The organism is Candidatus Woesearchaeota archaeon, assembly GCA_016192995.1.
In the GTDB taxonomy this organism is placed as follows: Archaea; Nanobdellota; Nanobdellia; order Woesearchaeales; family DSVV01; genus JACPTB01.
In genome coordinates this window covers 234,965-258,803 of record JACPTB010000005.1, presented here as the reverse complement: position 1 = coordinate 258,803, position 23,839 = coordinate 234,965, and the positions used below count along the sequence as shown (strand labels likewise).

Genomic DNA, 23,839 nt, shown 5'->3' with positions numbered 1-23,839 from the left:
CAAGCAAGATATTATCAAGGTTATTTCCTTGCCGATAGGCAAGTCTTATAATCCCAGACGCAAGCCAAATTATGACTCCTTGATTTATATTATTGAGGGAGTCGGGATTATATTTATAGAGAAAAAAATCCAATCAAAGCAATAAGTTTAAGCTGAACTGGCGCTAAAACCATGGAAGACTTAATACATACCTTTCTCATATAATTATTTAAATTTTACCCTTAAAATCTTTGCAGCTTTAACCATCTCTTTTAATTTCACATAAGCTTCATCCAAATTAAGTGGTGCATCGCTGCTTGGCACAAATCCGCAGTCAGGATTCAATAGTATTCTTTCTTTTCCAACATATTTCAATGCTTCTTCAACACGGGCAACTATTTGTTCTGCAGTAAGAATAATCCCTAGCCTGCAATCAACACAGCCAAAGCCAATTTTAAAATGTTCAGGCAGTTGTTTCAAAACACTGAGATCATCCGCAAACCTTAACACCATCAACTATAATACCGGGACAACCAACGCCAAGTTTATCATTGGTCAAAGGAACAAGATTGCCTTCAGGATCTTTTGCATAAATACAAATATTTTTCTCAGTGCTTAACATTGCTTTGATTTCATCGCAATTAAGAGAAGTTAAATAACTAAGATCTTCTTCTTTAAGATTATCTTGTTTCAAAATAGTATCAACATTTTTCTGTGAAAGCGAAGATAAAGTAAACAAAAGATATAAAACTATCGCTAATAAAAAGAACATTATTGCTAATGCTGCTTCTGTTGACCATTTTTTTTGTTTGAGTTTTCTTGTTAATGCCATGTTTGATCTTCCTCCGGCTACCTTAACTTTTAGTATCTTTTAGCTTGCCGCAAGCGCTTGGTTTGCCGTCTTTATCAACACCTATGCTTAGTCCTTCACAACCAAAGGTTAATGGCTTGTCTTGGCCATAGGTGATTAAGGTTCCTGATTCATCGGTCATATAAATGCAGAGATCTTTCTTTGTTTGAAATAATTCTTTTAATTGATCGCAATCCAAAGTTTTAAGCACTTCAACATCATCATCATCTAATATTCCATCTTCGAAATATGCTTGCGCTCCCACTGATTTAGTAATAACTTCAGCCTCTTTTTGCAGACTATCGGTGGTGTCGCTGGTAGAAGTTAAACTATAAAATAAAACAAGCGCTAACATAAATATCATCACTGCTACGAAAGCTTCTAACGACCATGTCTGTGCTTTTTTAAGGATTGTATTTAATTTCAGCATAATAAGCTCCCATTATCTTGGTTATCATTTCTTTTGATGACTGAACAATAGTTCTCAGTTGATCAGGAGTTAATTTCCCTTCCTGTGGTTTATGTTCAGCAAGCATATTGATTGCTAAATACATATCTTCGACAGCTCCCTTTTCATAAGGGTTCATAGGAACACCAGTATCCATTGCCTGCTTCAAAGAGGTATACATATCAAGCAGATACGTAGCTCCGATATATTTTGGTCCACCTTTTCCTGAAGGTAATGGTTTAACCTCTTTAAGCTGCTCTTCTAAGCTTTCTTGTAAGACTTGAACTCCAGTTTTAACTTGTTTTGTTTTTTCTTCAATCCCTTCTGTTTTTTCCTTTTCTTTTTTTACAAGTTCTTGCTCTGATTGTTCAATGAGCTTTTTAGCTTCTTCTAAAGTCTTTTCCTGTTCTTTTTGTATTTCCTTTAGCTTTTTAATCCGCTCTTCTGGTTCAAGTTCTAACAATTGATCAATATTTAATGGGTCTTTATCTTTATCTCCTTTAGGGTCAGCCATAATAATAAAGGAATGTCTTACCAATTAAGTAGTTTTTCATGTTTTTTGAAGTTTTTATAGGTTTGCCAGATAGCTGATCTTGCTGCTTTTTTAGCAGTATCTTCTTCATTCTCGAGAATCTGCTTATTTGCTGGTTTTGGTTTGTCAACTTTTTTTGCAGATATACCAAATAACTCTCCTGCGCCTTTTAAAACAGAGATAAAAGGTTCAGCCAAGGTAGCTTTTTTCCCTTCTTTTATATCTGAAATTTTCTCAAACTCCTTAAAAGAGAGCCCTATACTTTGACCAGCTTCTTTCAAATATTTTTCTAGTTCGCCGCCCATTGCTTCCATCGCTACCCGTACTGATTCGCTGACAACCTCCAGTAGCTTCATATCTTCTTTTTTTCGCATTTTAATATAGTTGTCAATGGTAGCATCATCCCAAGCATAGGCGCGAAAAGTAATATCAACTAAACCAGTGTGTACAGGTCCTTTTTGGTACTCTTGAGAAAACGACATACTTGGTTTGGTACGGTAGTAAAAGGTTAAGATGACTACTGATTCAACAAATTTATTTCTTTCCATGGGTTTATCAAATTCAGTAGTAACAGGAAACTTTCTGCACAACAATTCAATTTCAACGAGTGAACCTTCAAAAGCTGCGATTAATTCTGGTGATTCACGCCTTTCAGCTAATTGCAATCGCTGGATATTGCGCAAATAAGGTTTAACCCAGCTAATGTACATTTCAATAATGGTGTAATGCTGACGTAAGTATTTTAAGGTGAATATCTTTCTGTTTTTAACTTCTTGATGAGTTGCTTCTTTCCATTGAAGATACGTCGCTAATTTTCTTTTCAAAACTTCTTTAACCTTTCTATTAAAATCCAATTTTTCCACTTCCTCATCAACATCTTTTGCATGCCGAGGATGAATAGAAAAGAATAAATCAGGAAGTGTCGTAAACTGCAGTTCACGCGCCATTCCATAAACAGATGCAGGATTTTTAGCACCTTGTTCGACTAAATCAATCCAAATCCCTTTCAAGGTTATATCAGCGCTTTCGTATCCTTTTTCACCAGATATTGTAGCTTCATAATACCCTAATCTCTCATCAAGAATACGAAGTTCTCGTACGAGTTGAAATAGTTCTTTAATCATCTTACCAATAGTAGCAAGAAACTGGCTTACTTTGTCCTGCTGAAGACCAATTCTTTGCTGAGCATTCCCAAAAAAAGCTGAATGTTCAGACGCAGTAAATACATCAGTAATCTTAAGAATATTATGTTCAGGATAACCCTGATCATTTTTGAAATGTTCTACAATCCAAAAATAAACCTCTTCAAGAGCAAGATTAAATGCTTGAAAAATCAATTTATAACGATAAGATGGTTTAGGATAACCAGTAAACCCATAAACATACTGTCCGGCATTATCCCTACCTAATTCTATGTATTCTTCGTTGTCTTCGCCAAAAAATTCTTTAACAAGTGGACTGCTGTGATCCATATCGTTATAAACCTCTTTTTTTATATATTAACTATCAAGCTATATTAATGTTTTGTATGTGGTTGTTTATATAAAACAACCACTAACCCGGTAACATCTACTAACTGCGCATCAACCGCTGCAGCTAATGTTCGAGCTAATTCTTTTTTGGACGTTTTTTCCAGAGCTGATCTCAGCATTTTTATTTTGATAAGCCCTCTTTTCTTAAGATGGGTAGTGACTTCTGATAACACTGCTTCAGTTAATCCATTCTTGCCAATCCTTAAGATTGGCGTTAAATTCTGGGCTTGCTGCTTTAATAAGCGTAGATCCATAATTATTACTCCTTTACTCCAAATGCTTGCTTTGGGATAGTTCAAGTATATGTTGTTTTCGTTTTTCATGAAGTTTTTTAAACGAACCTTCTTCATCCAAGAGCAGCGATATGTGGTGGCCGCTTAAATGCATAGGCAAAATCACATAATTAGCTCCATGTTCATAAAAACTAAGGGCGTCTTTGATAGTATCGGCTGTAAGAATAATAACTGTTTTTTGGTTTACTTTTCGAATCTTTTTAATAAGATCCAACTCAGCATAGCGATCTTTTACTGTTGAAATAAGAAGCCGTGTTTTAGCAAACGGTATTTTTTCTTGGATTTCATCATTACCAATATCACCATAAATACAAGGAATGTTTTCACTCTCAAGACGCTTAATAATTCTAGGATTATAATCTATCACTAAAGGAATCATATCTTTTTCCAGCAATTTTTTGAGAATATTATTTCCTATCCTATTGCAGCCTAACAACACTACGTCTGAAGTGATTTTCCTAGTATTGGTGGATGGAGGAGCAAATGGCTTGCCGAGTTCTTCAAAGAGAGATAAATCCTTTGAAAGAAAGAAGAATAATCTTCGATCATATTCCGCAAAATAAGACGTAAAAGCAATACTGATAATGGCGAGGAGAATGGCAATGTTAAATATTTTTTGTGATACATGCCCCAAAGCAAGTCCTTGGCTGACGAGAATTAATGAGAATTCACTTATTTGAGAAGAGTATAACCCTGTTAAAAATGCCGTTCTTTTTTTATAACCAAATAAGCTAACCACAATCATAGTCAATAATGGTTTCAACGCTATAACGACAAAGAACAATAAAAATAAGAATGGAAGAATGTCGGTTAAACCTTCAAACGTTAATTGCATTCCTAAGGATACAAAAAACAGGGTGAGAAAAAAATCACGCAAGGGTTTTATTCTTCCGATGATCTCAAAGTGATATGAAATGTTTCCTAAAGTAAGTCCTGCAATAAATGCACCAATAACAATGGAAAAACCGAGAATATTAAACAAAATGCTAAACGCAAAACAGACGGCAATAGCGCTTAAAAAAAGCAGTTCTTTTGATGATGCAACTGATCCAAACACATTTGGCCATACAAGGTTGCTTAAAATTAGAATTAAAACAATGATTCCTCCTCCGATGAATATTGACCAAAACAACGACATGAGATTGAATGAACTTAAGGTATTTGCTGAACCGAGAAAGAAGAGCGCAAGCATCGCAATAATGTCTTCTATGAGTAAAATACCTACCAGGATTTTGCCATGGAGGGAATCAACTTCACGCTTATCTGAAAGTATTTTCACCACAACCATGGTGCTGGTAAAAACAACAATCAATCCTACATAGAGCGCATCGAATTTAACAAAGCCTGCAAAATAAGCCATCCAATAGCCAATAAAGAAAAATAATAAACATCTCCCTACTCCACCTATGGTGCTGACAAAACCAACATCTTTCAGGTGCTTGAAATTAATTTCAAGCCCTACCATAAATAATAAAAAAGCAACACCAACCTCAGACAGCGTAGTTATAACCTCAGAGCCAGTAATTAAAGCTGATGCATCAAATCCAAAAAATGAATGAATAACCGACAAACTTAGAAAATATTTTGCAACTGGGCCAATAATCAGTCCGCCTAAGATATATGATGGAATTAATGGCTGATTAAACTTCTTAGCAAGATGAGCAACAATAGTAGCAGCAATAATAATTATTCCTATATCTAAGAAGATTACATTTGCCATACTTTACCTCTTTTATCAACTTTTTAAGCAAGTTTATTTATAAATATTATTATGTCAAGAACCACTCAAAGGTAATCCGTCGGAACTTCGTTCATGCAATCCGGTCTTTAACCGGTTGTTCTTGACATATCCGAAACTATTAAATACTGATTTAAGTTTCTACTTTTACAGGAAGAAAGATGGAGTGAAACATAATGACTGAACAAACACCAGAACAACAATTTTCGCCTCATGCAGAGTTACAAGATTTAATTGCGCAAGCTGTTGCTTCAGTTGAAGCAGGCACGCCGAATGATGATTTAGTCAAAATGATTAAAAGCACACCTACGTGCATTCTTTTACCAAGTCCAGATCATCCTGAAATAAGGTATAGACCAGGAAGCACATTAGTAACCTACATGGTATTGATCAAGATGGAAAACCAATTCAAGAAACATGGGGCGGTGGTGTTGCTGTTATTAGTCAAGACTCGGTCATTTTAAGAAACCCTGCACCATTAAAATATCCAGAAGGTCATGCATTACATGGATGGCCAATGCGAGGGAGCTTTGCTGAAGATGGAACCTTTGTTGTTGGAGATCACAGAGATCAAAGTAAAGGTGAACTATTATGTAATGAATATGTTTCTGATACTGGTTTTGTAACAACTGCTTATGGTGTTGAACCAACTACAAGATGGAAACGCGGGTTGAAACTTGCGCCAAGCTTTGTTCTTGAAGTTCCTCAACATGCAGATGATACCGTTGTTACTGATCCATTTCTTGCTAAGTCACCAGAAGTGCGAGTATATGCTGGAGATTATGTAGTTCTTGATGTGAAAAAAGGAAAAGTATTTTCAGTCCATGGCTGTAAGAGAACATGGTTGGAAGAAACATTTGTTGATTATGCTAAACATATGCAAAATTTAACAGGAACAGATTCTTCGCCAGAAAAACTTTATTTATCCACTGCATTATTACTTGACGCAGGAGATGATCATCCTGGTGATCGAGGCAGGACCAGAGTTATGTTACTTACTGATCAAATAAACGCAAATCTCGTTCTAGAACAAGTTGGATTTGGACAAGAACTTGATTTAAAACAACGCTATATGACTGGAGAACTAAGAACAGAAAACAGGGGAAATTATTTTGGAGAGATTGCTAGTGCTATGTTTCAAGGCGCAAGAGAATTACCTGGCTTTTCAGGTCATGAAGTTAATCCTCTTGAAACAACAGGACAACTTTATCGAATAGTCTCTGGTTCTCCAACCTCCTTAATTCCAAGTTCAGATTTGAAGTTAAATGAGATAGGGTAAAAGAGTATTGAATTAAAATAAATAGACAAAATACTTGATAGTGTGATTTTTATGAATTTAGAACTCAGAATTGGAGAAAGCGAAATAACAAAAGAATTTGTAATTCATCCTGATCATCCTTCTAATTTAGTTCCTCTTTTTCAGATGCTTTATGACGTTATAGATGTACGAAAAAAGGATTTTTTTGCAATAGGAAATGCATATCCTGTTGTTGTTAAAGTAGGAACCGAGATTCTACAAGACGACATACAGATTCATCATACATTAAAGGCTCTTGAAAGTGATATAGCAAAAATCGAAGGTAATATGCTCAGTTCTGGTTCAGCAAGACTAAGTATGCTAGGCATTCCTGACGTAACTTTTCTAACTTATGGACATGAATATTCATTTGAGACAGATGATCTTCGGGGGATACCAGGAAATCCAGTTTTACTTCCCTTAGCAACAATGTCATTTAGGCAATCATTAGATGAAGTAACACCTGTTGTCAGTTTGCATTATGGTGCAGGACTCAGAACAGAGGCTGGCACTACTTATGATGTTTTACATAAAGATGTATTCGAACCAATTATTAGGAGACATAGAACACCCTATGTTGGATTCGAAAAAGTGTTAGTAGACGTAGGACCACCTGGTGAGAAAGGTTGTTTACCTGCATTCAGAGTTATAGAATATATTTCAGAAGAAGCAATGAAAAAAGCAATGAAAACTAACACACAACCAGGAGTTATTTATGCTGAAAGATTTACAGATAAAGATCTTGCAGATCTTGATAAATCTGCTGATGATTCTTTCAGAGGTTTTGAATATCTTGCAAGAAGCAGATATCTCATAGCATATCATCCGCAAACAGGAAGTACTCAGTTTGTATTAGTAGAAGGCAAAGGCACTATTTATTCTGATATTGTAGAACTTGATCTTACTCATGCTCGAAGAACAAATGAGGCATTAAGTAGTTTACAAGCTATATACCATGGATTGAAGGCAAGAAAAATACATAATAGAACAGAACAATGCCTGCAACCTGGAATAAATTTTGATATCTTTAGAGTTAAAAAAGTACTTAGTGAGGATAAAGGAGGTTATCATCATATTACATCTTAAAGTTATGCAAGCTTCTAATAATCTTAGCAATCTCCTTACTAATATCACTTGCAATAAATCCATATCCTAATTCTTTCTTCAACCTGTCGCCAGCTAAACCATTGACAAATGCAGCTGCGCAGGCGCTTTGAAATAAATCTCCAGATTGTGCTAAAAATCCTGCGCATAATCCTGCAAGAATATCGCCAGTTCCTCCAACAGTCATGCCAGGATTGCCAGTATAATTTAATTTATATCTTCCTTGATAAGCAATAATATCTGGATTGCCTTTAAGAAGAATACAATTATGCTTTGCATATCTCTGTAGTAGTTTTATTTTTTGATTAAGATTCTGAGGTAACTTTTCCTTGGTAAGCATTTCAAATTCTTTTGCATGAGGAGTAAGAATTGCGTGTTTAACATCGGCTATTTTTATTGATTTCAAGGCATCTGCATCAATGACCATATTTTTAGATAGTTTAGATGTTTTTTTAATTATTTTTTGAATAAAACCTTTGCTTTGTAAGCTGAGTCCTGGACCAATAACTATAGCATCTGCTTTCATCATAAGTGCGAGAATTTTATGAATATGTTCTTTGCTAAAATAATCACCCTTTAATTTCTTAGTTATAATATCTGGGATAAATGAATTAATCAACAATGCCGTCTTTTCAGGAGCTGCAACAGTGATAAGATCAACACCTGATCGCAATGCAACTAATGCTTGGCACACTAAAACAGCAGCGCCAGGATAATCCAAACTTCCTGCTACAACGAGTACGCGCCCAAAATCACCTTTGTGACTTTGATCAGTGCGATGAGGAATAACTGATTTCACATCTCCAGGTCCTGTTTGGATAATTGCTTTTTTAGGAATACCAATGTCAAGAACCTCTACTTTGAATTGTTTTAATCCTTGTTTTGTATCATGCATTGTCAACATAATATCGGCTTTAACAAATAAAGAACCTTTTCCTGTATTTGCATCTAAACCTGAAGGAATATCAACTGAAATAATGTTTCTTATCTTTTTCTGCATTTTCAGATTATTTATCTTTTTAATAACAGAAACATAAGGTTCTCTAACTTCACCTTTAAAACCACAGCCAAAAATGGCATCAACAATAATATCCACATTATTGAAATCATCAACAAATTGTTGTTTATGTAATCGTTTAATATTTTTTAATGCCAATGGTGTTAATTTTTCTTTATAACCAACAAAATAAACCTTGCAATTCAAATATCTCGCTGCAACAAAACCATCCCCTCCATTATTGCCATGGCCAGCAACAACAATGACTTTTTTGTTAGGAAAATGCTGTTTAATATAATCTGCAATTCCCTTGCCAGCGTTTTCCATTAATTGAACTGTTGAAACACCATAATAAGCAGCATTTTGTTCAAGAATATGCATTTGTTGTGTAGTGATCATAATGAGGTATTAATGTATAAATTTATTAATATTTATGTTGTTTAAAATTTAACCCTTAACAATATCCATATTTCCTGCTGGCAGCATCCTGATAATATCATCAGGTGTTCCGCCAAAACGCTTTTTTATCTTTCGTGCAATATCACTTGGTTTTTCTTTGCCTTGAATAAGAACAATATAATCTTTGGTTTGTGATTGTAGGGAAGCTCTTGGTCCAGAAATGATTCTTCCTTCGACTGAACTAACTGCTAATTCAAACTTTGAAAATCGGACATAGTTTTTCTTGCCCCTGATCATAAAGCTTCCTTTTGCCATGTATTCACCAGCTTCTGCTTCTTTAGAAACTTGTTCTGGCTTAACATAAAAAACATCCATAGCTGAAAGCCCTAATTTCCAAGCACGGGAAAAACAAGCAGTTGCTTGAGCAGTCTCTTCAAGTGTTGCTTTGTCTGGTACCTTAATCTCAGGACGTCCATATTTTTCTTTAATTTTGATCACAAAAAAAGGACTTCCTGCCATATCAGTATGAAACACAAAATCTTCTTTATCAGTATGTTTTTTAATAACAATTTCATTCGTTGTTGCATCTCTGCCGCCAATAACAAGAAAACCTTCACTTGAAATAAACCATCTAAACTTTTCATACCATTGTTTTTTAATGGGCGCTTGAACAGCAGCTTGTTGCTGCTGTTCAAGTGCCTGTTGAAGTAATTGTTGTTTTTGAAGTTTTTCAAGCTCATGTTGGTATCGAGCAACAGCTTGCCGAGCTCCCTCTAGTTTCTTTTTAGCTTTCTTGGCCTTTTCAAAATAAACAACAGCATTTTGTTCAACAGTTTTAGTAAAATCCAAAGATACTTTCATAATCTCTATCTCTTGAGGATACCATAACCAATAAGCCTAAACCTGCTTCCAATTCTTCGAGAAAGTGTCATCCTTGAACCAGGTTTGCAGCAGACCGGGAGCTTGAGTTTGCATTTAATAATGTTTTTTGACAGTTCAATAATAACACCAACTGTTGTTGCGGAATTAACATTTAACATAATAGGCTCAAGTTTTCTCAAAGGTTCAACAACCACATCATCTTCTGCACCAACAACACGGTTAAGCAAAGTCACTTGAAGGGTAATCTCTGTTTTTGTTTCTGGTAAGGTTCCCTGCAAACCAACTATTGACCCGGTCAATTTATCAGACTTTACAATACTTGGATCAAGTTCAGTTAAAACCGCAATGGAACCGCCGGGAAATATTTCAGTTACAACTGTTTTGTCAGTCATCAGAGAAATAATTTTGGATCGTAAAGGATAATATACTTTTTGGTTTTTCTCTTCTACTTCATATCCTGGCTTAATTTCAATATTATCGCCAATTTTAAACCTGCCGCTCATCACACAGCCGCCTAAAACTCCTCCTTTTATTTCTTCTATTTTCGTCCCAGGCTTATTAATGTCAAAACTTCTTGCAACATACATTATTGGTTCAGTAGCTGGATCACGCTTCGGCGTTGGAATATAATCTTGAATAGTTTTTAAAAGAAGATCTACGTTGCTATTATGCTGCGCGCTCAGGGGAATAATCGGCGCATTTTCAAAAGCAGTTCCTTTCAAAAATGTTTTAATTTCTTCGTAATTTTTTAATGCTTGCTCTTTAGTGACAAGATCAATTTTGTTTTGAACAATAATTACTTTTTTTATTCCGACGATTTCCAATGCCATTAAATGCTCTCGTGTCTGCGGTTGCGGGCAATGTTCATTTGCTGCAACCAATAACAAAGCGCCATCAATAATTGTTGCGCTTGCAAGCATAGTGGCCATTAAACTTTCGTGGCCAGGTGCATCAACTAAACTAATAGTCCTTACTAATTGATTTGTTTCTGTTTTTTGCGTGCTGTATGTTTTAGTATCATCATCATAATATACACTGAAATTTGCATACCCTAAACGAATCGTAATGCCGCGCTTAATTTCCTCTGAATGCGTATCAGTCCATCTTCCTGAAAGACGTTCAGTTAATGTTGTTTTGCCATGATCTACATGACCAACTAAGCCGATGTTGATCTCTGGCTGTAACAAAGTGTGCTTTGTTTTAGAAGGCTCTTTAGCCTGCTCTTTTACTTCCTTTGATTTACCTGAAGACTTAGGTGTTTTTTTAGCTTCATCTCCTAATTCTTCTTCTGCTGTTTTCTTTCGAGCCATGGTTGTTAGAACTTCTGTTAATTTATAAATTTTTTTCAGTAAAAAGCGGCGTTGAACCATGCTTAAGAACTTTGACATTAATTTGCGCAGTCTTATCGTGAATAGTGTTGCCATTTACTAATTTACGTTGTTTAATACCATGGCTTTTTCTTCTAATTTTTCTCTCGCCTTTTTTGGTAATAACTATTTTCCGTTTCAAGCCAACACCTTGGACTGCATAAATCTTTTTTCTCCCTGTTCCAGGAACATCTTTACGCATAGGGACACCGCAATAATCACTGCCGCCAGTAATTTCAAATTCATACCCTGTAAGGTCGAGAATTTCTCCTTTAACTTTATCTCCAAGTTTTAATCCAATAAAAGAAGCAGCTTCGTTGTCTTTAACTTCCTTCTGAACAGCTTTTCCTGATTTAGGATCTGCTATAACTACTTTAAATTGTGCCATGTTGTTTCCTCCCGAGTAATCTCCTTCATTGAAGGGCCTCAGTTGCTATAATATAAGAATTGGGATTTATTTATAAAGATTGTTGAAAAGAAAATGGTTTATCTTTTTTTATAGTGTAGCGATAAGTGTCTAAGTTATGCAATGTTCCGCCATGCCTTCCAGCTCCATTACGATGCTCTTTGACAACTTGATGACTTACGAGATATCCTCTTTTAGCTAGTGCAAGAACACCTTCTTCAATTTTTGCTCTTGATAACCTTGAACCATGCTCTGAAAGGTGTTGATAAATCTGAGTTACATTTAATCCCTCACCCTCATGATGTTCAATGTGCTGATATAGTAAGCGTAACTGGTCAATAAAAGATTGCTCACTGCCTCGATTCCCTTCAAAATAACGCGGAATTAAAACATGATGTGGATTAACACCGTCTTTCTTATAACTCTTCAGGTCTCTTGCAACAGTTCTTGCTGCAGTTTCATCACCAAGAAATAAATCATAAAGTGTGTGTATAAATGTTACTAATGTTTTACCCTTGTCTGTTAAGCTCAGTATTCCATCATTTTCGGTGATATAACCTAATGCGTTATATTTTTCAACACGCCTTGCAACACTGTGCCCCAAATTTGGAGGATCAGGCAATTCTTTTCGAGGATCATAACCTTTAAAACCTGTTGCGCCTGTGCGGAAATGATCCTTTATTTCTTGGTGATTTTTACAACCTTGTGCAATAGCGTCTAAGAAAAGAACATCACATACAGGGCCAGGAAGTTTTTGATCTTGCTTTGGAGAAAAAACAATGCTCATTGCATCGAGATCATGGTGAGCAAGCCATTGATATGCATATTGTGCAGCAGCAACATAGCGTTCTCCATGAACTGAAAGTTGAAAAAAAGGTTTAGAGCGAGAAGAGCTATTAGGTATAAGATGAACTATTGGAACTAACATATCTCGTAAATGCTTCACTACTGAGCCTTGATTATTGTGTGTACTGAGATATAAACGAGCAGCATCATCAGCGACGAGATTTTCTAATCTTCCCCAAACAACATCTGCTTTTAGTTTTTGATAGCCAGTTTTAGGCTCTGTTTTTCTACTTAACACATAACCAACCATCACTAATCTTAATTCAGATCCAAGAATATACGTAAGAAAGTTTTTGAAATTTTCAACTTTTCGTTGATCAATTCTTCTGTCTGATGTTGTTTGAACTTCTGCTCCAGGTAATTGTTCAACTTCAGGAACAGCACACGATTGAGAACCTACTGGCAGCACTCTACAATCTAATCGTTGAATATCTGGCTCACTGCCGCCATTTCTCCGACGGCGAATAACAGTCCCTCGTTGATGCTGCGCACCATCTTGATCTAAACGTTCTTCTAAACCAGGATCAACAGTAGTACCTGCATTACTATCTGTTGTACCATCTTTGTTATCATCATAAGGGTTATAACTTGTAATATAACCTGCTGTAACGCTTCTCCTTCGTCGTCCTCCCAACACTACCTCTGGAACGTTTCTGCGTGCTTCGTTCATAAGTGTAGGTATAATACGAACTTATTTAAAAAAATTTAGTTTTATAAGGTATCTTAAGAAAACTTAAGATACCTTATGAATCTTATGAAATAATCTGATATAGTTTTTTCGCTTATTCTGAAACAGTTTCAATTAATTCGAAAAAAAGAGGTGGTATCTATGATCAAAAAAAGGGATTTTATTATAATGAGTTACTTGCGCAAGAATGGGCGTGAGACACTGACTTCTTTAAGCAAGAAAACAAGCATTCCTATTTCTAGTATTTTTGATAAAGCGCGAGAGTATCAAGCAAATATTGTTTCTCGCAATACCGTGATTGCTGATTTTACGTATTTTGGTTATCATGTGCGCGCACATGTTGCATTAAAATCACATACTGAAACAAAAGAGAGATTGCTTGAATGCCTTCTTAAACATCTTAATGTTAATTCTGTGTATAAAATTAACAATGGGTATGATTTTCTAATGGAAGGTATTTTTAAAAATATCAAAGATCTCGAGGAATTTCTTGATTATATCACGGTAACGTATCGTATACGGGCAAAAGAGATTCATTATATTATTGAAGATTTGAAACGAGAGCAGTTCATGGCTGATCCTAGTTTGGTTGAACTGTTGATTTAAGGGGTATAAAACAAGTGATAGTTATGGAAAAACAAAACAAACTTAATTTAGAAAATGTTATTTTGTTGGTTGTAGGTGTGTTTACCATCTATCTACAAATCTTTCCACCTGCAACTAAAGATGACCAAGTGAAAAGTATTTTTTATTTTGTAGGAGCTGTGATTTATATCATGGTTTATTACATGATTGCCTGGATAAGGGAAAAGGAAAAAGTTTATATTAATCAAACACAAGATATTGACAAAAGAGTACATACTTTACAGGCGAATTACCATATGCAAAAAACGATCTATCTCATTAAGCAAAAAGTTGCTATATTAGAAGCTCTTATGAGAAACAAGCAGGGAAAATTTGAAATAGATTATTTTAAACTGTTTGGATTAGGTGGATTACTTGCGCTATTTTACCTTTATCTTCGATCCCTAGGAATTGTACCTTAAGAGATTAAAGAGAACTTTGCAAAATTATGGTTACTGCCTATTTTGTGAGCATTTTCGAAATAGGTATCAGGCAATTTTCGAGGTTCCAGAGAGAAAATTGCTTTGTTAAAAGGATGTTTCAATGCGAACCGGCAGTAACCCGAGCTTTGCGAGTATTTTGCAAAGTTCTCTAAAGATATTATCCCCTATAATTTAAAACTCAATATTCCAATTCAGGATACAAAGGAAATTGCCTGGTCATTTCAAGAACTTCATTTCTTATTTTCTCTTTAACATGGTCATTGTGGAGATTTTTTAGAACTGTTGCAATCCATGAACCAATCTCTTTCATTTCTGATTCTTTCATGCCGCGAGAGGTTAATGCTGGTGTTCCTAATCTAATTCCCGAAGGATTAAAGGGCGTTCCTGTATCAAAAGGAATCATGTTAAAATTAGTGTAAATACCTAATTCTTCCAAAGTATTTGCTCCTTCCTTTCCTTTGCAGTTAACTGAACGGCAATCTATGAGAATAAGATGATTATCAGTGCCATTGCTTACTACACGGACGCCTTCATTGATCAATGATTCTGCCAAAGCTTTTGCATTTTTCACAATTTGTTCTTGATAGGTTTTGAATTCTGGTTTCATTGCTTCTGCAAAACATACTGCTTTTGCCGCAATAATATGCTGCAAAGGCCCTCCTTGTAAACCAGGAAAGAGACTAAAATCAATCTTTTCCGCCAGATTTTTTTTACCTTCTGGATCGTAGAGATGCTTTAATCGGTCTTCCTGTTTACAGAGGATTATCGCACCTCTTGTCCCGCGCAATGTTTTATGGGTAGTAGTCATGACTATGTCATGACTTGGTACTGGATTTTGATGCAATCCTGCTAAACACAAGCCAACTATATGGCTGATATCTGCCATACAATATGCATCAACTTCATAAGCTATTTCCTGAAATGCCTTAAAATCTATTTTTCTTGGGTAAGCTGTTGCGCCTGATAATACTAATTTCGGCTTTTCTTTCAAAGCAATTTTTCTTATTTCATCCATATCAAGCATTTCTGTTTCCTGATTAACACCATACGGAACAATAGAATATGTTTTTCCTGAAAAATTGACAGGATTGCCGTGAGTTAAATGCCCTCCATGTCCAAGATTCATACCTAGAATTTTATCACCTGGCTTAAGCACTGCATTATAACAAGCTTGATTAGCCGTTGAGCCAGCATTTGGCTGCACATTTGCATGCTCAGCTTGAAACAGTTTTTTTGCTCTATCAATAGCAAGCTGTTCAATTTTATCAATCACTTTATTGCCGGTGTAATACCTTCTAGTAGGATAACCTTCAGCATATTTATTTGTTAAAACAGTCCCGGCAGCTTCCAAGCTTGCCAAGCTTGCAAAATTCTCAGAAGGAATTAACATTAATCCGTTTCTTTGACGAGAAAGCTCTAATTGTAATAACATAAGAATTTCAGGATCTTGCTGAGCAACATTTGTTAACATAATTCTGCAAGCGATAGAATATTTATATAGTTTTCTTTATTCAAGGCTTCATCCAAAAATGAGGTTAGCGCCCTCAGGTCGAAACTCTTAGGGGTGCCCTTGCTTTACGCAAGTCTTATAATCCCGATCTTTAGTCGGGATTATATTTAGCTCCTTCGGAGCGTGACCGATTATGCGATTGAAATAAGCGAAGTTTCGAAGGCGCTAACCTGGCGGCAGCCATTTTTTGGATGAAGCCTTTATTCAAACAATTTTCTCCCTATCCTTACCATAGTTGCTCCTTCTTTTATCGCAATATGGTAATCATCACTCATACCCATGCTGAGGTGAGGTAGTTTCAATTGTTGTTGTAGTTGTTTCATTTGTTTAAAATAAGGTTGAGGATCTTTATGCAAAGGAGCTATGCACATGATACCAATTATTTGAACATGATCTAATAGTTTAAGAGTGTTATAAGCATTACCCATATCCTCTTTTTTAAAACCGTGTTTTTGTATTTCGTTGCCGATATTAACTTGCAGCATAATTTTGATGTTTTTATGTTGTTTTTTACTTTCTGCATCTATTGTTTTAGCAAGTTTAATCGAATCAACACTTTGAATAACATTGAACAACGCAACTGCTTTTTTAACCTTATTAGATTGGAGATGACCAATAAAATGCTTTGTTATTGAAGAGGGAAGCAAAGGAAATTTCTCTTCTGCTTCCTGTATTCTGTTCTCGCCAATATCAGTAATTCCTTGGTTGAAAAGAGGAAGAATTTGGGATATTGTTTTTCCTTTTGTGACTGCAAGTAAAGTAATTGAAGGTGGAATACCTAATTTGCGGAATAATGTTGGTGGAATAATATTAATCCCCCAGTTATTAGTTACAAGAAATCATTCTTCATCGGCTGTTTCATCGTACTCTTCTGTTTTTTCTTTACGATCGTCATATCCCTGCATGAAGCCTTCTTCTTCGGGAGAGATCTCATCATTATCTACAAGATCATCTCTAGCGGTTTCTTTATAGACGTTTTCTTCTTCATCAGTGTTTTCTTCGTCTTTTGCCATAGCGGGTTTGTAGCTAAGCTGTCATTTAAAAAGTTTATCATTAAAATTTATAAACTAAGAATGTTAAAGAATACCTATGGATGAAAGTTATACCAAACAGCATCTTATGGATTATATTCGCTTTCAGCTTCAAAATGGCTATTTTATTGAGGATATTGTTAACACGCTTATAAAATACGGCTATGGACAAAAACTCGTTGATGAAGTTGTTTATGAGATAGGCGATATTGAAGTTAAACATCACAAGCATACTAAAAAAACCGACCTTAAGCAATTAGATCAAGAACTTATTGCCTACACAAATACGCTTCTTATTGATTATATCGGCCAAGAACTTGAACAAGGATATACTGAAAGCGCTATTAGCCGCGCTCTGCTCCGCCAAGGTCATCATAAAGAATTAATAGATGCTGCTTTTAAAGCAGTTAAAGGAGGAAATATCGCCAGGAATACACCGCAACCTGGAATAAGTCTCCCTCTCACTACCTTATTTATTATTGCGTTTATTTTGATGACTGCTGTAGCATTTGTCATAAGCATAGGAGTAAATGAAACAATATTTATGGTTGGATTAACCTTGGCTCCAGCATTTATTGCTCTAGCATTGGGATATTTTCTCCTAGCAAGTATTGATCATAAGTTTATGACAACAGCATTGCCGTTGTTGTCTATAATCATGATCATTGGTGTTTTTGCGTATCTTCTTAATTATTCAACAGTTTATACAAATAAAGATCCTATGATTCTTCTTGGTGTTAATGTAGTATTAGGGATAATTTTTAGCAGTTTTATGGCTGTATTCAAGCGGAAGTCGTTTCAACAACCTACACGGACAAAAGCAAGAGAAGAACTGCAAACAATCACTGAAAAAGATATAGCTGATGCAGAAAAATTCACTAAATCATATGATCACAAGCAAACTGCATTAGTAAAAGAGCTTGCTCTTGGAAAAGACCCTAAAATTCCTTTGAAAAAAATGAATGAACCTTCAATCAGGGATGATTTAGACAATCGAGGGGGAATACCATAAGTATTTTTAGTACGTAATAAGTCTGGGGTTTTAGCGCCTACTTTTGTGAAGCTCCTCTATATCTTTATTGGGGATTTTTCGGAGTTCCAGAGAGAAAAATCCAATGTTCAATCACATCTCAAGCTGAACCGGCGCTAAAACCATGGAAGACTTATTACGTACCTTGAATAGAAATCATTATAAATAATAAATAGGTGTCAACTAAGTATAAAATAAGAGGAATGCTTTTATGATTGATCTGTTGAAATATTTTAATAATACCTTTGGATTATGGGCGTTAAGCGCTTTAGGGGTATTGTTTCTTATTTATTTAATCAAACCAAAGATCAAAGATAAAATGGTTCCCTCGTTAATTTTTCTTATTAAACAAACAGGAAAAAGCAGGCAGGAATCTTTTTTTCGAACATTATTGCGCGACTGGCTGCTTTTGTTTCACCTTCTTCTTATTCTTGGCTTAGCATTAAGCATAGCTGATCCTATTTATTTTACTGACAAAAACCTTGATGCTGAGTTTACGGTATTAGTTCTTGACATGAGCGCAAGCATGCAGGCGCAGGATGGATTAGGAACTGCATTTGATCGGATGAAAAGTGAAGCAAAAAACTATCTTAATAGTGAAAAAATAAGCATTTTAGCCATTGAAAATGATCCGCGATTGATTCTTGATAAAGGCGACCGTGATAAAGCGCTTCAAATGATTAACAGCCTTGAGCCAAAAGAATCATTATCGCCTGTTGGCAATGCGATTTTAGCTGCAAGCGATATTGTTGGTGATAAAAACGGCAGAATTGTGGTCATCAGTGATTTCATTAATTCTTATGGATTGGATCCTACTATTGCTAAAACATCAGTGGAAGCCAAAGACAGACCAATTGAATTTGTTAATGTAAAAGAAAGCTCGCGCAAAAATATAGGCATTGTAAACTTGGAATTTATTGATGATAATGTGCGAGTAACTATGCACAATTATAATACTGAACCTGCGCAAGTGCCGGTGATTATAAATGAACAAAACAGCGACATAAAAATACCTGCTGATTGGGAAGAACGGCTTCTTTTCACGCCACAACCAGGTATTAACAAGATTGAGCTTGAAACAGATGATGATTTTGCTGTTGATGATATTGCTTATATCAGCGCTCCGCAACAAACTAAAAAGAAGATTTTGCTTATTAGCAACAAAGAACAAAATTTTATTTATCCTATGCTGAAAGCTTATGCTGAAAGTTGGAATAATCATATTACTATTGAACTCGCTGAGCCGCCAAAATTACCTATTGTTGATCATCAGATTATTATTGTAGACTCAGTATTGCCTAATAAATTTGCTACGTCAGTGCAGGAGAATATTATGGACCTTGTTGAAGAAGGAAAAGCAAGCCTTATTGTTACTGCTCAAGACAGTTTAGAAGCATTAAAATTAACAAAGATTCTTCCTGTTACGTTAAAAGGACCTGCTGGTGAAGCAGATGTTTTTAATCAAAATACCCTTTCACAAATTACCAATGATGTAGGATTTACTAAAGTAAATAAACATTTTAAAGCCAAAGCAAAAGACAAAACAACCAGCATTGCCCGAACAGCAGACAATACTACGATTATAGGTTTGGGAAGCTATGGTCAAGGACTGGTAGCTTATTATGGTATATTTGATGAAGAAAGCACTTTCAAATACGATGTCTCGTATCCTGTTTTCTGGCAGCAATTGTTAGATTATATGTTAGGTGATGGAACACTCCAAGATCTCAATTATCGCGTAAAAGACCAGGTCATTTTAGATACTGAACTTCCTGTCAAAACACCAACCAAGCAGATGAAAACACAAGTGGTAGATTTTGATGAAGTAGGAATGTACTCGATTAGAAACAGACAAGTTGCTTCAAATTTGCTTCATAAAGTGGAGTCAAATGTTAATTTTGAGTTTCAGCAAACAAGTGTTGACGGTTCCCTTGTTAAAGAAAAAGATGCTCAGATTAAGCGAAGAATAATACATTATTTTATTTATGGAATATTAACCTTATTATTTTTAGAATTACTCTATATTAAGTTCAGAGGTGATTTATAATCATACTTCTCGATCAACTAGGATTAATAACTATTGAAAAACCTTATATGATTTTTGTGCTCCCGATCCTGCTGATAGTTTTAATTTTGTTATTAATGATTAACTTTGTCAGGTTTAATAGTGAAGAGAAAAAGGAGAAGAGACGATATCGATTTTGGATATTTGTTTCGAGAACCATTATTATTACGTTATTGGTAGCTGCGTTGACGAATCCTTTTATTACGAAACGTGAAAACAGCGATGGAAATCCTGAAGTTACCATCCTTTATGATAATTCTACTTCCCTGTCGCTTTTTAAGAGCGACGTAGACAAGGTCAATAACCTTGTTAAACAAATAGAAAAAGAAGTTCCTGTTGAGGTAAAATACATAGCTAATGATGTGCGGTCTCCATTAGGAGATGAAATATTCAGGCAATTAAGCAAGAAAAATATTCTCCTTGTTACTGATGGTAATAATGATCTGGATTCTATGAGTTTCTCTGATGTTGGAGCATTTGCAGAAAAGTTTAACACCACTATCCATGCTCTTAAATTAACATCTCAAGATAAAGATGTCAGCATTAAAATTGAAGGTCCAAAGATATCGATTGTTGATACAGATTATAATTTCCAATTGATCGTGAAGGGGATTGAGAAGCTAGTAAAAGTACAAGTGGTTATTGATGATAAAATTGCGTTTGACCAGCTGGTTAAAGAAGGAGAAGAGAAAGTTAAAATAAAAAAACGTTTTAATGAACTCGGGCAGCACAGAGTTGTTGCCCGAGTTCTTGATAAAGACTTTTTTGAAATTAATAATGTGTATTACAAAGTCGTTGATGTTGTAGAAAAGCCAAAAGTGTTGTATATTTCAGATAAAACTTCAATCATTGATAAAATACTCCAAGCTCGATTTTATGCTACCAAAGAATCTAAAATTCCTTCCAGTCTTCAGGGATACTTTGCCGTAGTCATTGATGATAAAATGCATAGTATTACGCAGGAAGAAGCACGTGTTCTAGAAAGTTTTGTTGATGATGGAAATGGTTTAGTTCTTTTTGGAGGATTAAATTCATTTAGGGGTCCATCACCGATTGATTTATTATTGCCTGTTGTTAGTGGATCAATGCAAGAAACAGGAACTAACTTCAACTTTATTTTTCTTACTGATGCATCTGGATATATTGATACTAAATTCACTCCTGAAGAAGAATACGCTGGCCAGATGATAACGCTTCTTTCCAAACGCCGCGAGACTGTGCAGATGGAAGTATTAAGCTTTGCTCATATTGGCATGCTTGTTCATTCTTGGGGAGGAGTTGATAAAGCAGATGCTATGATAAAATCAATGATTGATTATCAAGATATCACCACTATTGACGGAATTATTTGGTACAGGCCTGCTGAGATTCATGAAGGATTAGATCTTGCAGCTCAGGAAATGCGAACAAAACAAGGCAATAATAATGTCATTGTATTAAGTGATGGAGCAATTCATGAGCAACTGCTTGAAAAAGGTTTGCAGAGCTTGCAAGTATTGCGAGATATGGGGGTAAGAGTCCATAGTTTTAATGTTATCAATACGCAATTGGATGATAATGCCTTAAAACCTACACGGCAGCTTATTAGTTCTGAAGGACGAGGAATGTTTATGCAGAATGCTGCTGACATCAACAAGCTCTTTGAAAAGAATTTAATTATCTCAAACCCACAGCATTGGATCACTGCTGATGCAACAGTTAATGCAGAAATTCTTGGATATAATAATGTCATTCCTACTGCCTCTGCACGAACCCTTGTCACCACAGGAACAGGAGTTCCGATTATTACAACAAATAGTTATAATAAAGTAGTAGTTATCTCAACAGATACCGGTCAAGAATGGGCGCCTGAATTATATAACAAAGATAACATATTTTTAGTATATCGCTCTATTGATTGGGCAGTAGGAGATCCTAATAGAAATAAAGAAGAATATGTATCCGTGCAAGATGCTGTTGTTAATAAGAATACTAAAGTGCAGTATAAAACAAAAGGCAAGCCTGTTTCAGAGAGATGTAATTTTATGATTATTGAAGATTATTATGAATGTACTATGGTGCCGACAAAAATTGGTTTTGATACGGTTGTTAACACCCTCTTTGCAGTTAATTATGATGAAGAATATGAGCAAACGGGATTTAATGAAGCAAGTCTTGACAAATTAGTCAAGAAAAGCAAAGGAAGCTATTTCAATCAAGATCAAGTCCAAGCAATTATTCAGCAAACAAAAAATAATGCAAAGGTTGAAATTTTAACCAAAAAGCCATTAGATACTTATCTTTTGACAGCTGCTATTGCTTTATTACTGCTTGAAATACTTATTCGAAGAATTAAAGACAAAATCAAACAAAGCCAAATGCAATAAAATAAAATGTAATAAAATATAAATATACTTAACATAGAAAGGTGTAAATATGGGTTACTTAAAATCTGATGTTGATCTGAGGTTGTTGTATATTATCCTTGGAATAGGGCTGGTGTTAGTGGTATTAACAGTAATGTATCAAGGAAGTCTGGGGAAAATTAACAATTCCAATGATGTTCTTGAAAAGCAATTAGCTCATCTCAAGAATAATATGAGCAAAACATTATATAATCTCGAATTATGCAGAAATGATTATTTCAATCTCTCGTTGGAATTAAATGACACTAAGCAATTCCTCTTAAAGTCAAGAGAAGAATACAATGTTATTTATGAAGAAACAGAAGGTGAACTTGAGAAAACTCAAGAAGATCTTGTCAACAAAGATGACCTTATTACCAGCCTTAAAACACAAGTAGCGCAGCAGATAAACAGCATTGCAAAACTTCAAAAACAAACTGAAGACTTAACGGAAAATGTTGACGAGCTTGAAAAAACAAACAGTAAACTGGAGAAATTCAAGAAAGATGCCGGTGACTTTATCGATGATTTTGATCATTGCAGAACTAATGACAACCAAGCATCTTGTTATAATAAACTAGAATTACCTGATTAATAATCAGGTAATAGAAGAGGTATGTTATGTCACGTTTTAATATTGCACTCAAAGAGGTATATGACACTCAAAATAAAGTAATTATATTAACAACATTCCTCAAAACAGTTATTGTTTTTCTGCTGGCGTACAGTATCTTAATTCTTATTCATTTTTATAAAAACATGGCATTCATTATAGCATTATTTTATTTTGCCTATACCGTGCAGAAAGAGATTAATAAAAAATCTCTTAAAGAAGTTGAGGGGAAAAATCCTTTTTTAAAAGAAATGCTTTCAACTGCTGCTGATAATGTTCATGTAGAGAATTTTATGGTATTAAAGCTTCAGGAACAAGTGTTTCAAGGGATAAAAGAGATTAGAATTTCGTCATTTATTAACCTTAAAAAACTTGGTAAATTATTTGCATTTATTTCTCTCTTTGCAATATTTAATATTATTATTGGGGTTAATGGATGGCAGATCCTAGATCTTGAAGGAATACTCCAAGATAGGGGGTTGAGTTTTAACATCCGCAATTCGCTATTAAAACACCAGCTTCATGATTCATTGCTTGATTTGGATATTTCTTTAGATGATTTGAATCAGGATGTCCAAATACAGGAAATTGGCAATAAAAACCAGCTCAAAAAGGCTGAAGCTCTGCCTGATGAATTATTCAAAGCATCAGATAAAACATTTGAAGAACTCCTGTCAAAAAAGAAAAGAATATATATTAGAAAATATTTTAGTCAAGTGAGAGACCTTCAACCGGTTACAGGAGGCTGAAGGTCTCTCACTTGACTAAAAAGAGGTTTTAC

Annotated in this window: 25 protein-coding genes; 10 read left to right on the top strand and 15 right to left on the bottom strand. The window is 35.1% G+C overall.

Going from position 1 to position 23,839, the window contains the following annotated elements:
• Window positions 1-204: 204 nt before the first annotated feature.
• The 7 genes from HYY69_05055 to HYY69_05025 are packed head-to-tail and all read right to left on the bottom strand — an operon-like array spanning window position 205 to window position 5,354.
• Window positions 205-492: a hypothetical protein gene (locus HYY69_05055; protein ID MBI3032819.1), complete on the bottom strand. Its 288-nt coding sequence runs from the start codon at window positions 490-492 to the stop codon at window positions 205-207.
• On the bottom strand, window positions 470-811 hold the full coding sequence (locus HYY69_05050) for a hypothetical protein (GenBank protein MBI3032818.1): 342 nt from the start codon (window positions 809-811) through the stop codon (window positions 470-472). The genes HYY69_05055 and HYY69_05050 overlap by 23 nt, the downstream gene beginning before the upstream one ends.
• Window positions 812-833: 22 nt before the next feature.
• Window positions 834-1,259: a hypothetical protein gene (locus HYY69_05045; GenBank protein ID MBI3032817.1), complete on the bottom strand. Its 426-nt coding sequence runs from the start codon at window positions 1,257-1,259 to the stop codon at window positions 834-836.
• Window positions 1,234-1,791, bottom strand: coding sequence for a hypothetical protein (locus HYY69_05040; protein MBI3032816.1), 558 nt, complete (start codon window positions 1,789-1,791; stop codon window positions 1,234-1,236). The genes HYY69_05045 and HYY69_05040 overlap by 26 nt, the downstream gene beginning before the upstream one ends.
• 17 nt (window positions 1,792-1,808) lie before the next feature.
• Complete coding sequence (locus HYY69_05035) at window positions 1,809-3,281, bottom strand: hypothetical protein (protein MBI3032815.1); 1,473 nt, start codon at window positions 3,279-3,281, stop codon at window positions 1,809-1,811.
• A gap of 44 nt (window positions 3,282-3,325) precedes the next feature.
• Window positions 3,326-3,595, bottom strand: a complete 270-nt coding sequence (locus tag HYY69_05030) for a YhbY family RNA-binding protein (protein MBI3032814.1) — start codon at window positions 3,593-3,595, stop codon at window positions 3,326-3,328.
• 13 nt (window positions 3,596-3,608) lie between these two features.
• Window positions 3,609-5,354, bottom strand: coding sequence for a cation:proton antiporter (locus tag HYY69_05025; GenBank protein MBI3032813.1), 1,746 nt, complete (start codon window positions 5,352-5,354; stop codon window positions 3,609-3,611).
• 194 nt (window positions 5,355-5,548) lie between these two features.
• Between HYY69_05025 and HYY69_05020 the strand changes: the two genes are divergently transcribed.
• Genes HYY69_05020 through HYY69_05010 form a run of 3 tightly spaced genes read left to right on the top strand, consistent with a single transcriptional unit; the run spans window position 5,549 to window position 7,755 of the window.
• On the top strand, window positions 5,549-5,836 hold the full coding sequence (locus tag HYY69_05020; protein ID MBI3032812.1) for a hypothetical protein: 288 nt from the start codon (window positions 5,549-5,551) through the stop codon (window positions 5,834-5,836).
• 53 nt (window positions 5,837-5,889) lie between these two features.
• Window positions 5,890-6,651 (top strand): hypothetical protein, encoded by a 762-nt coding sequence (locus HYY69_05015; protein ID MBI3032811.1) that lies wholly within the window; start codon window positions 5,890-5,892, stop codon window positions 6,649-6,651.
• 51 nt (window positions 6,652-6,702) lie between these two features.
• Window positions 6,703-7,755, top strand: coding sequence for a hypothetical protein (locus tag HYY69_05010; protein ID MBI3032810.1), 1,053 nt, complete (start codon window positions 6,703-6,705; stop codon window positions 7,753-7,755).
• On the opposite strand, the gene HYY69_05005 is transcribed toward HYY69_05010, so the two are convergent.
• The 5 genes from HYY69_05005 to HYY69_04985 form a co-directional block, all read right to left on the bottom strand.
• Window positions 7,745-9,169, bottom strand: a complete 1,425-nt coding sequence (locus HYY69_05005) for an NAD(P)H-hydrate dehydratase (GenBank protein ID MBI3032809.1) — start codon at window positions 9,167-9,169, stop codon at window positions 7,745-7,747. The genes HYY69_05010 and HYY69_05005 overlap by 11 nt on opposite strands.
• 48 nt (window positions 9,170-9,217) lie before the next feature.
• The gene (locus HYY69_05000) at window positions 9,218-10,030 is read right to left on the bottom strand and encodes a DUF814 domain-containing protein (protein MBI3032808.1); all 813 of its coding nucleotides are present in this window, start codon (window positions 10,028-10,030) and stop codon (window positions 9,218-9,220) included.
• A gap of 5 nt (window positions 10,031-10,035) precedes the next feature.
• Window positions 10,036-11,361, bottom strand: a complete 1,326-nt coding sequence (locus tag HYY69_04995) for a translation initiation factor IF-2 subunit gamma (protein ID MBI3032807.1) — start codon at window positions 11,359-11,361, stop codon at window positions 10,036-10,038.
• Window positions 11,362-11,383: 22 nt separating this feature from the next.
• Entirely contained in the window at window positions 11,384-11,806 is a 423-nt protein-coding gene (locus HYY69_04990) for a 30S ribosomal protein S6e (protein MBI3032806.1), read from the bottom strand.
• A 70-nt stretch (window positions 11,807-11,876) separates the two neighbouring features.
• A complete protein-coding gene (locus HYY69_04985) occupies window positions 11,877-13,340 on the bottom strand; it encodes a hypothetical protein (protein MBI3032805.1) in 1,464 nt (487 codons plus the stop codon).
• A 159-nt stretch (window positions 13,341-13,499) separates the two neighbouring features.
• Between HYY69_04985 and HYY69_04980 the strand changes: the two genes are divergently transcribed.
• Window positions 13,500-13,964 carry an Lrp/AsnC family transcriptional regulator gene (locus HYY69_04980; GenBank protein MBI3032804.1) on the top strand — a complete coding sequence of 155 codons (465 nt, stop codon included), beginning with the start codon at window positions 13,500-13,502 and terminating at the stop codon, window positions 13,962-13,964.
• Window positions 13,965-13,987: 23 nt separating this feature from the next.
• Complete coding sequence (locus HYY69_04975; protein MBI3032803.1) at window positions 13,988-14,404, top strand: hypothetical protein; 417 nt, start codon at window positions 13,988-13,990, stop codon at window positions 14,402-14,404.
• A 199-nt stretch (window positions 14,405-14,603) separates the two neighbouring features.
• On the opposite strand, the gene HYY69_04970 is transcribed toward HYY69_04975, so the two are convergent.
• The 3 genes from HYY69_04970 to HYY69_04960 all read right to left on the bottom strand — a co-directional run bounded on the left by HYY69_04970 (window position 14,604) and on the right by HYY69_04960 (window position 16,948).
• Window positions 14,604-15,896, bottom strand: a complete 1,293-nt coding sequence (locus tag HYY69_04970) for a serine hydroxymethyltransferase (GenBank protein ID MBI3032802.1) — start codon at window positions 15,894-15,896, stop codon at window positions 14,604-14,606.
• 239 nt (window positions 15,897-16,135) lie between these two features.
• Entirely contained in the window at window positions 16,136-16,750 is a 615-nt protein-coding gene (locus HYY69_04965; GenBank protein MBI3032801.1) for a YggS family pyridoxal phosphate-dependent enzyme, read from the bottom strand.
• A 24-nt stretch (window positions 16,751-16,774) separates the two neighbouring features.
• On the bottom strand, window positions 16,775-16,948 hold the full coding sequence (locus HYY69_04960; protein ID MBI3032800.1) for a hypothetical protein: 174 nt from the start codon (window positions 16,946-16,948) through the stop codon (window positions 16,775-16,777).
• A gap of 76 nt (window positions 16,949-17,024) precedes the next feature.
• Between HYY69_04960 and HYY69_04955 the strand changes: the two genes are divergently transcribed.
• The 5 genes from HYY69_04955 to HYY69_04935 all read left to right on the top strand — a co-directional run bounded on the left by HYY69_04955 (window position 17,025) and on the right by HYY69_04935 (window position 23,807).
• Window positions 17,025-17,978 (top strand): hypothetical protein, encoded by a 954-nt coding sequence (locus HYY69_04955; protein MBI3032799.1) that lies wholly within the window; start codon window positions 17,025-17,027, stop codon window positions 17,976-17,978.
• Window positions 17,979-18,207: 229 nt separating this feature from the next.
• Complete coding sequence (locus HYY69_04950) at window positions 18,208-20,043, top strand: VWA domain-containing protein (protein ID MBI3032798.1); 1,836 nt, start codon at window positions 18,208-18,210, stop codon at window positions 20,041-20,043.
• Window positions 20,044-20,090: 47 nt separating this feature from the next.
• Entirely contained in the window at window positions 20,091-22,427 is a 2,337-nt protein-coding gene (locus HYY69_04945) for a VWA domain-containing protein (protein ID MBI3032797.1), read from the top strand.
• Window positions 22,428-22,476: 49 nt separating this feature from the next.
• Entirely contained in the window at window positions 22,477-23,040 is a 564-nt protein-coding gene (locus HYY69_04940) for a hypothetical protein (GenBank protein ID MBI3032796.1), read from the top strand.
• Between the two features lie 26 nt (window positions 23,041-23,066).
• Window positions 23,067-23,807 (top strand): hypothetical protein, encoded by a 741-nt coding sequence (locus HYY69_04935; GenBank protein MBI3032795.1) that lies wholly within the window; start codon window positions 23,067-23,069, stop codon window positions 23,805-23,807.
• The last annotated feature ends 32 nt before the right edge of the window (window positions 23,808-23,839 follow it).

Coding starts and splice junctions, on each gene's coding strand:
- HYY69_04960 (MBI3032800.1), bottom strand. CDS start 16,948: ATGGCAAAAGACGAAGAAAACACTGATGAAGAAGAAAACGTCTATAAA.
- HYY69_05035 (MBI3032815.1), bottom strand. CDS start 3,281: ATGGATCACAGCAGTCCACTTGTTAAAGAATTTTTTGGCGAAGACAAC.
- HYY69_04945 (MBI3032797.1), top strand. CDS start 20,091: ATGATTTTTGTGCTCCCGATCCTGCTGATAGTTTTAATTTTGTTATTA.
- HYY69_05000 (MBI3032808.1), bottom strand. CDS start 10,030: ATGAAAGTATCTTTGGATTTTACTAAAACTGTTGAACAAAATGCTGTT.
- HYY69_04995 (MBI3032807.1), bottom strand. CDS start 11,361: ATGGCTCGAAAGAAAACAGCAGAAGAAGAATTAGGAGATGAAGCTAAA.
- HYY69_05045 (MBI3032817.1), bottom strand. CDS start 1,259: ATGCTGAAATTAAATACAATCCTTAAAAAAGCACAGACATGGTCGTTA.
- HYY69_04990 (MBI3032806.1), bottom strand. CDS start 11,806: ATGGCACAATTTAAAGTAGTTATAGCAGATCCTAAATCAGGAAAAGCT.
- HYY69_04970 (MBI3032802.1), bottom strand. CDS start 15,896: ATGTTAACAAATGTTGCTCAGCAAGATCCTGAAATTCTTATGTTATTA.
- HYY69_04940 (MBI3032796.1), top strand. CDS start 22,477: ATGGGTTACTTAAAATCTGATGTTGATCTGAGGTTGTTGTATATTATC.
- HYY69_05050 (MBI3032818.1), bottom strand. CDS start 811: ATGGCATTAACAAGAAAACTCAAACAAAAAAAATGGTCAACAGAAGCA.
- HYY69_04950 (MBI3032798.1), top strand. CDS start 18,208: ATGATTGATCTGTTGAAATATTTTAATAATACCTTTGGATTATGGGCG.
- HYY69_05025 (MBI3032813.1), bottom strand. CDS start 5,354: ATGGCAAATGTAATCTTCTTAGATATAGGAATAATTATTATTGCTGCT.
- HYY69_04975 (MBI3032803.1), top strand. CDS start 13,988: ATGGAAAAACAAAACAAACTTAATTTAGAAAATGTTATTTTGTTGGTT.
- HYY69_04955 (MBI3032799.1), top strand. CDS start 17,025: ATGGATGAAAGTTATACCAAACAGCATCTTATGGATTATATTCGCTTT.
- HYY69_04985 (MBI3032805.1), bottom strand. CDS start 13,340: ATGAACGAAGCACGCAGAAACGTTCCAGAGGTAGTGTTGGGAGGACGA.
- HYY69_05015 (MBI3032811.1), top strand. CDS start 5,890: ATGCGAGGGAGCTTTGCTGAAGATGGAACCTTTGTTGTTGGAGATCAC.
- HYY69_05040 (MBI3032816.1), bottom strand. CDS start 1,791: ATGGCTGACCCTAAAGGAGATAAAGATAAAGACCCATTAAATATTGAT.
- HYY69_05055 (MBI3032819.1), bottom strand. CDS start 492: ATGGTGTTAAGGTTTGCGGATGATCTCAGTGTTTTGAAACAACTGCCT.
- HYY69_04935 (MBI3032795.1), top strand. CDS start 23,067: ATGTCACGTTTTAATATTGCACTCAAAGAGGTATATGACACTCAAAAT.
- HYY69_05010 (MBI3032810.1), top strand. CDS start 6,703: ATGAATTTAGAACTCAGAATTGGAGAAAGCGAAATAACAAAAGAATTT.
- HYY69_05005 (MBI3032809.1), bottom strand. CDS start 9,169: ATGATCACTACACAACAAATGCATATTCTTGAACAAAATGCTGCTTAT.
- HYY69_04980 (MBI3032804.1), top strand. CDS start 13,500: ATGATCAAAAAAAGGGATTTTATTATAATGAGTTACTTGCGCAAGAAT.
- HYY69_05030 (MBI3032814.1), bottom strand. CDS start 3,595: ATGGATCTACGCTTATTAAAGCAGCAAGCCCAGAATTTAACGCCAATC.
- HYY69_05020 (MBI3032812.1), top strand. CDS start 5,549: ATGACTGAACAAACACCAGAACAACAATTTTCGCCTCATGCAGAGTTA.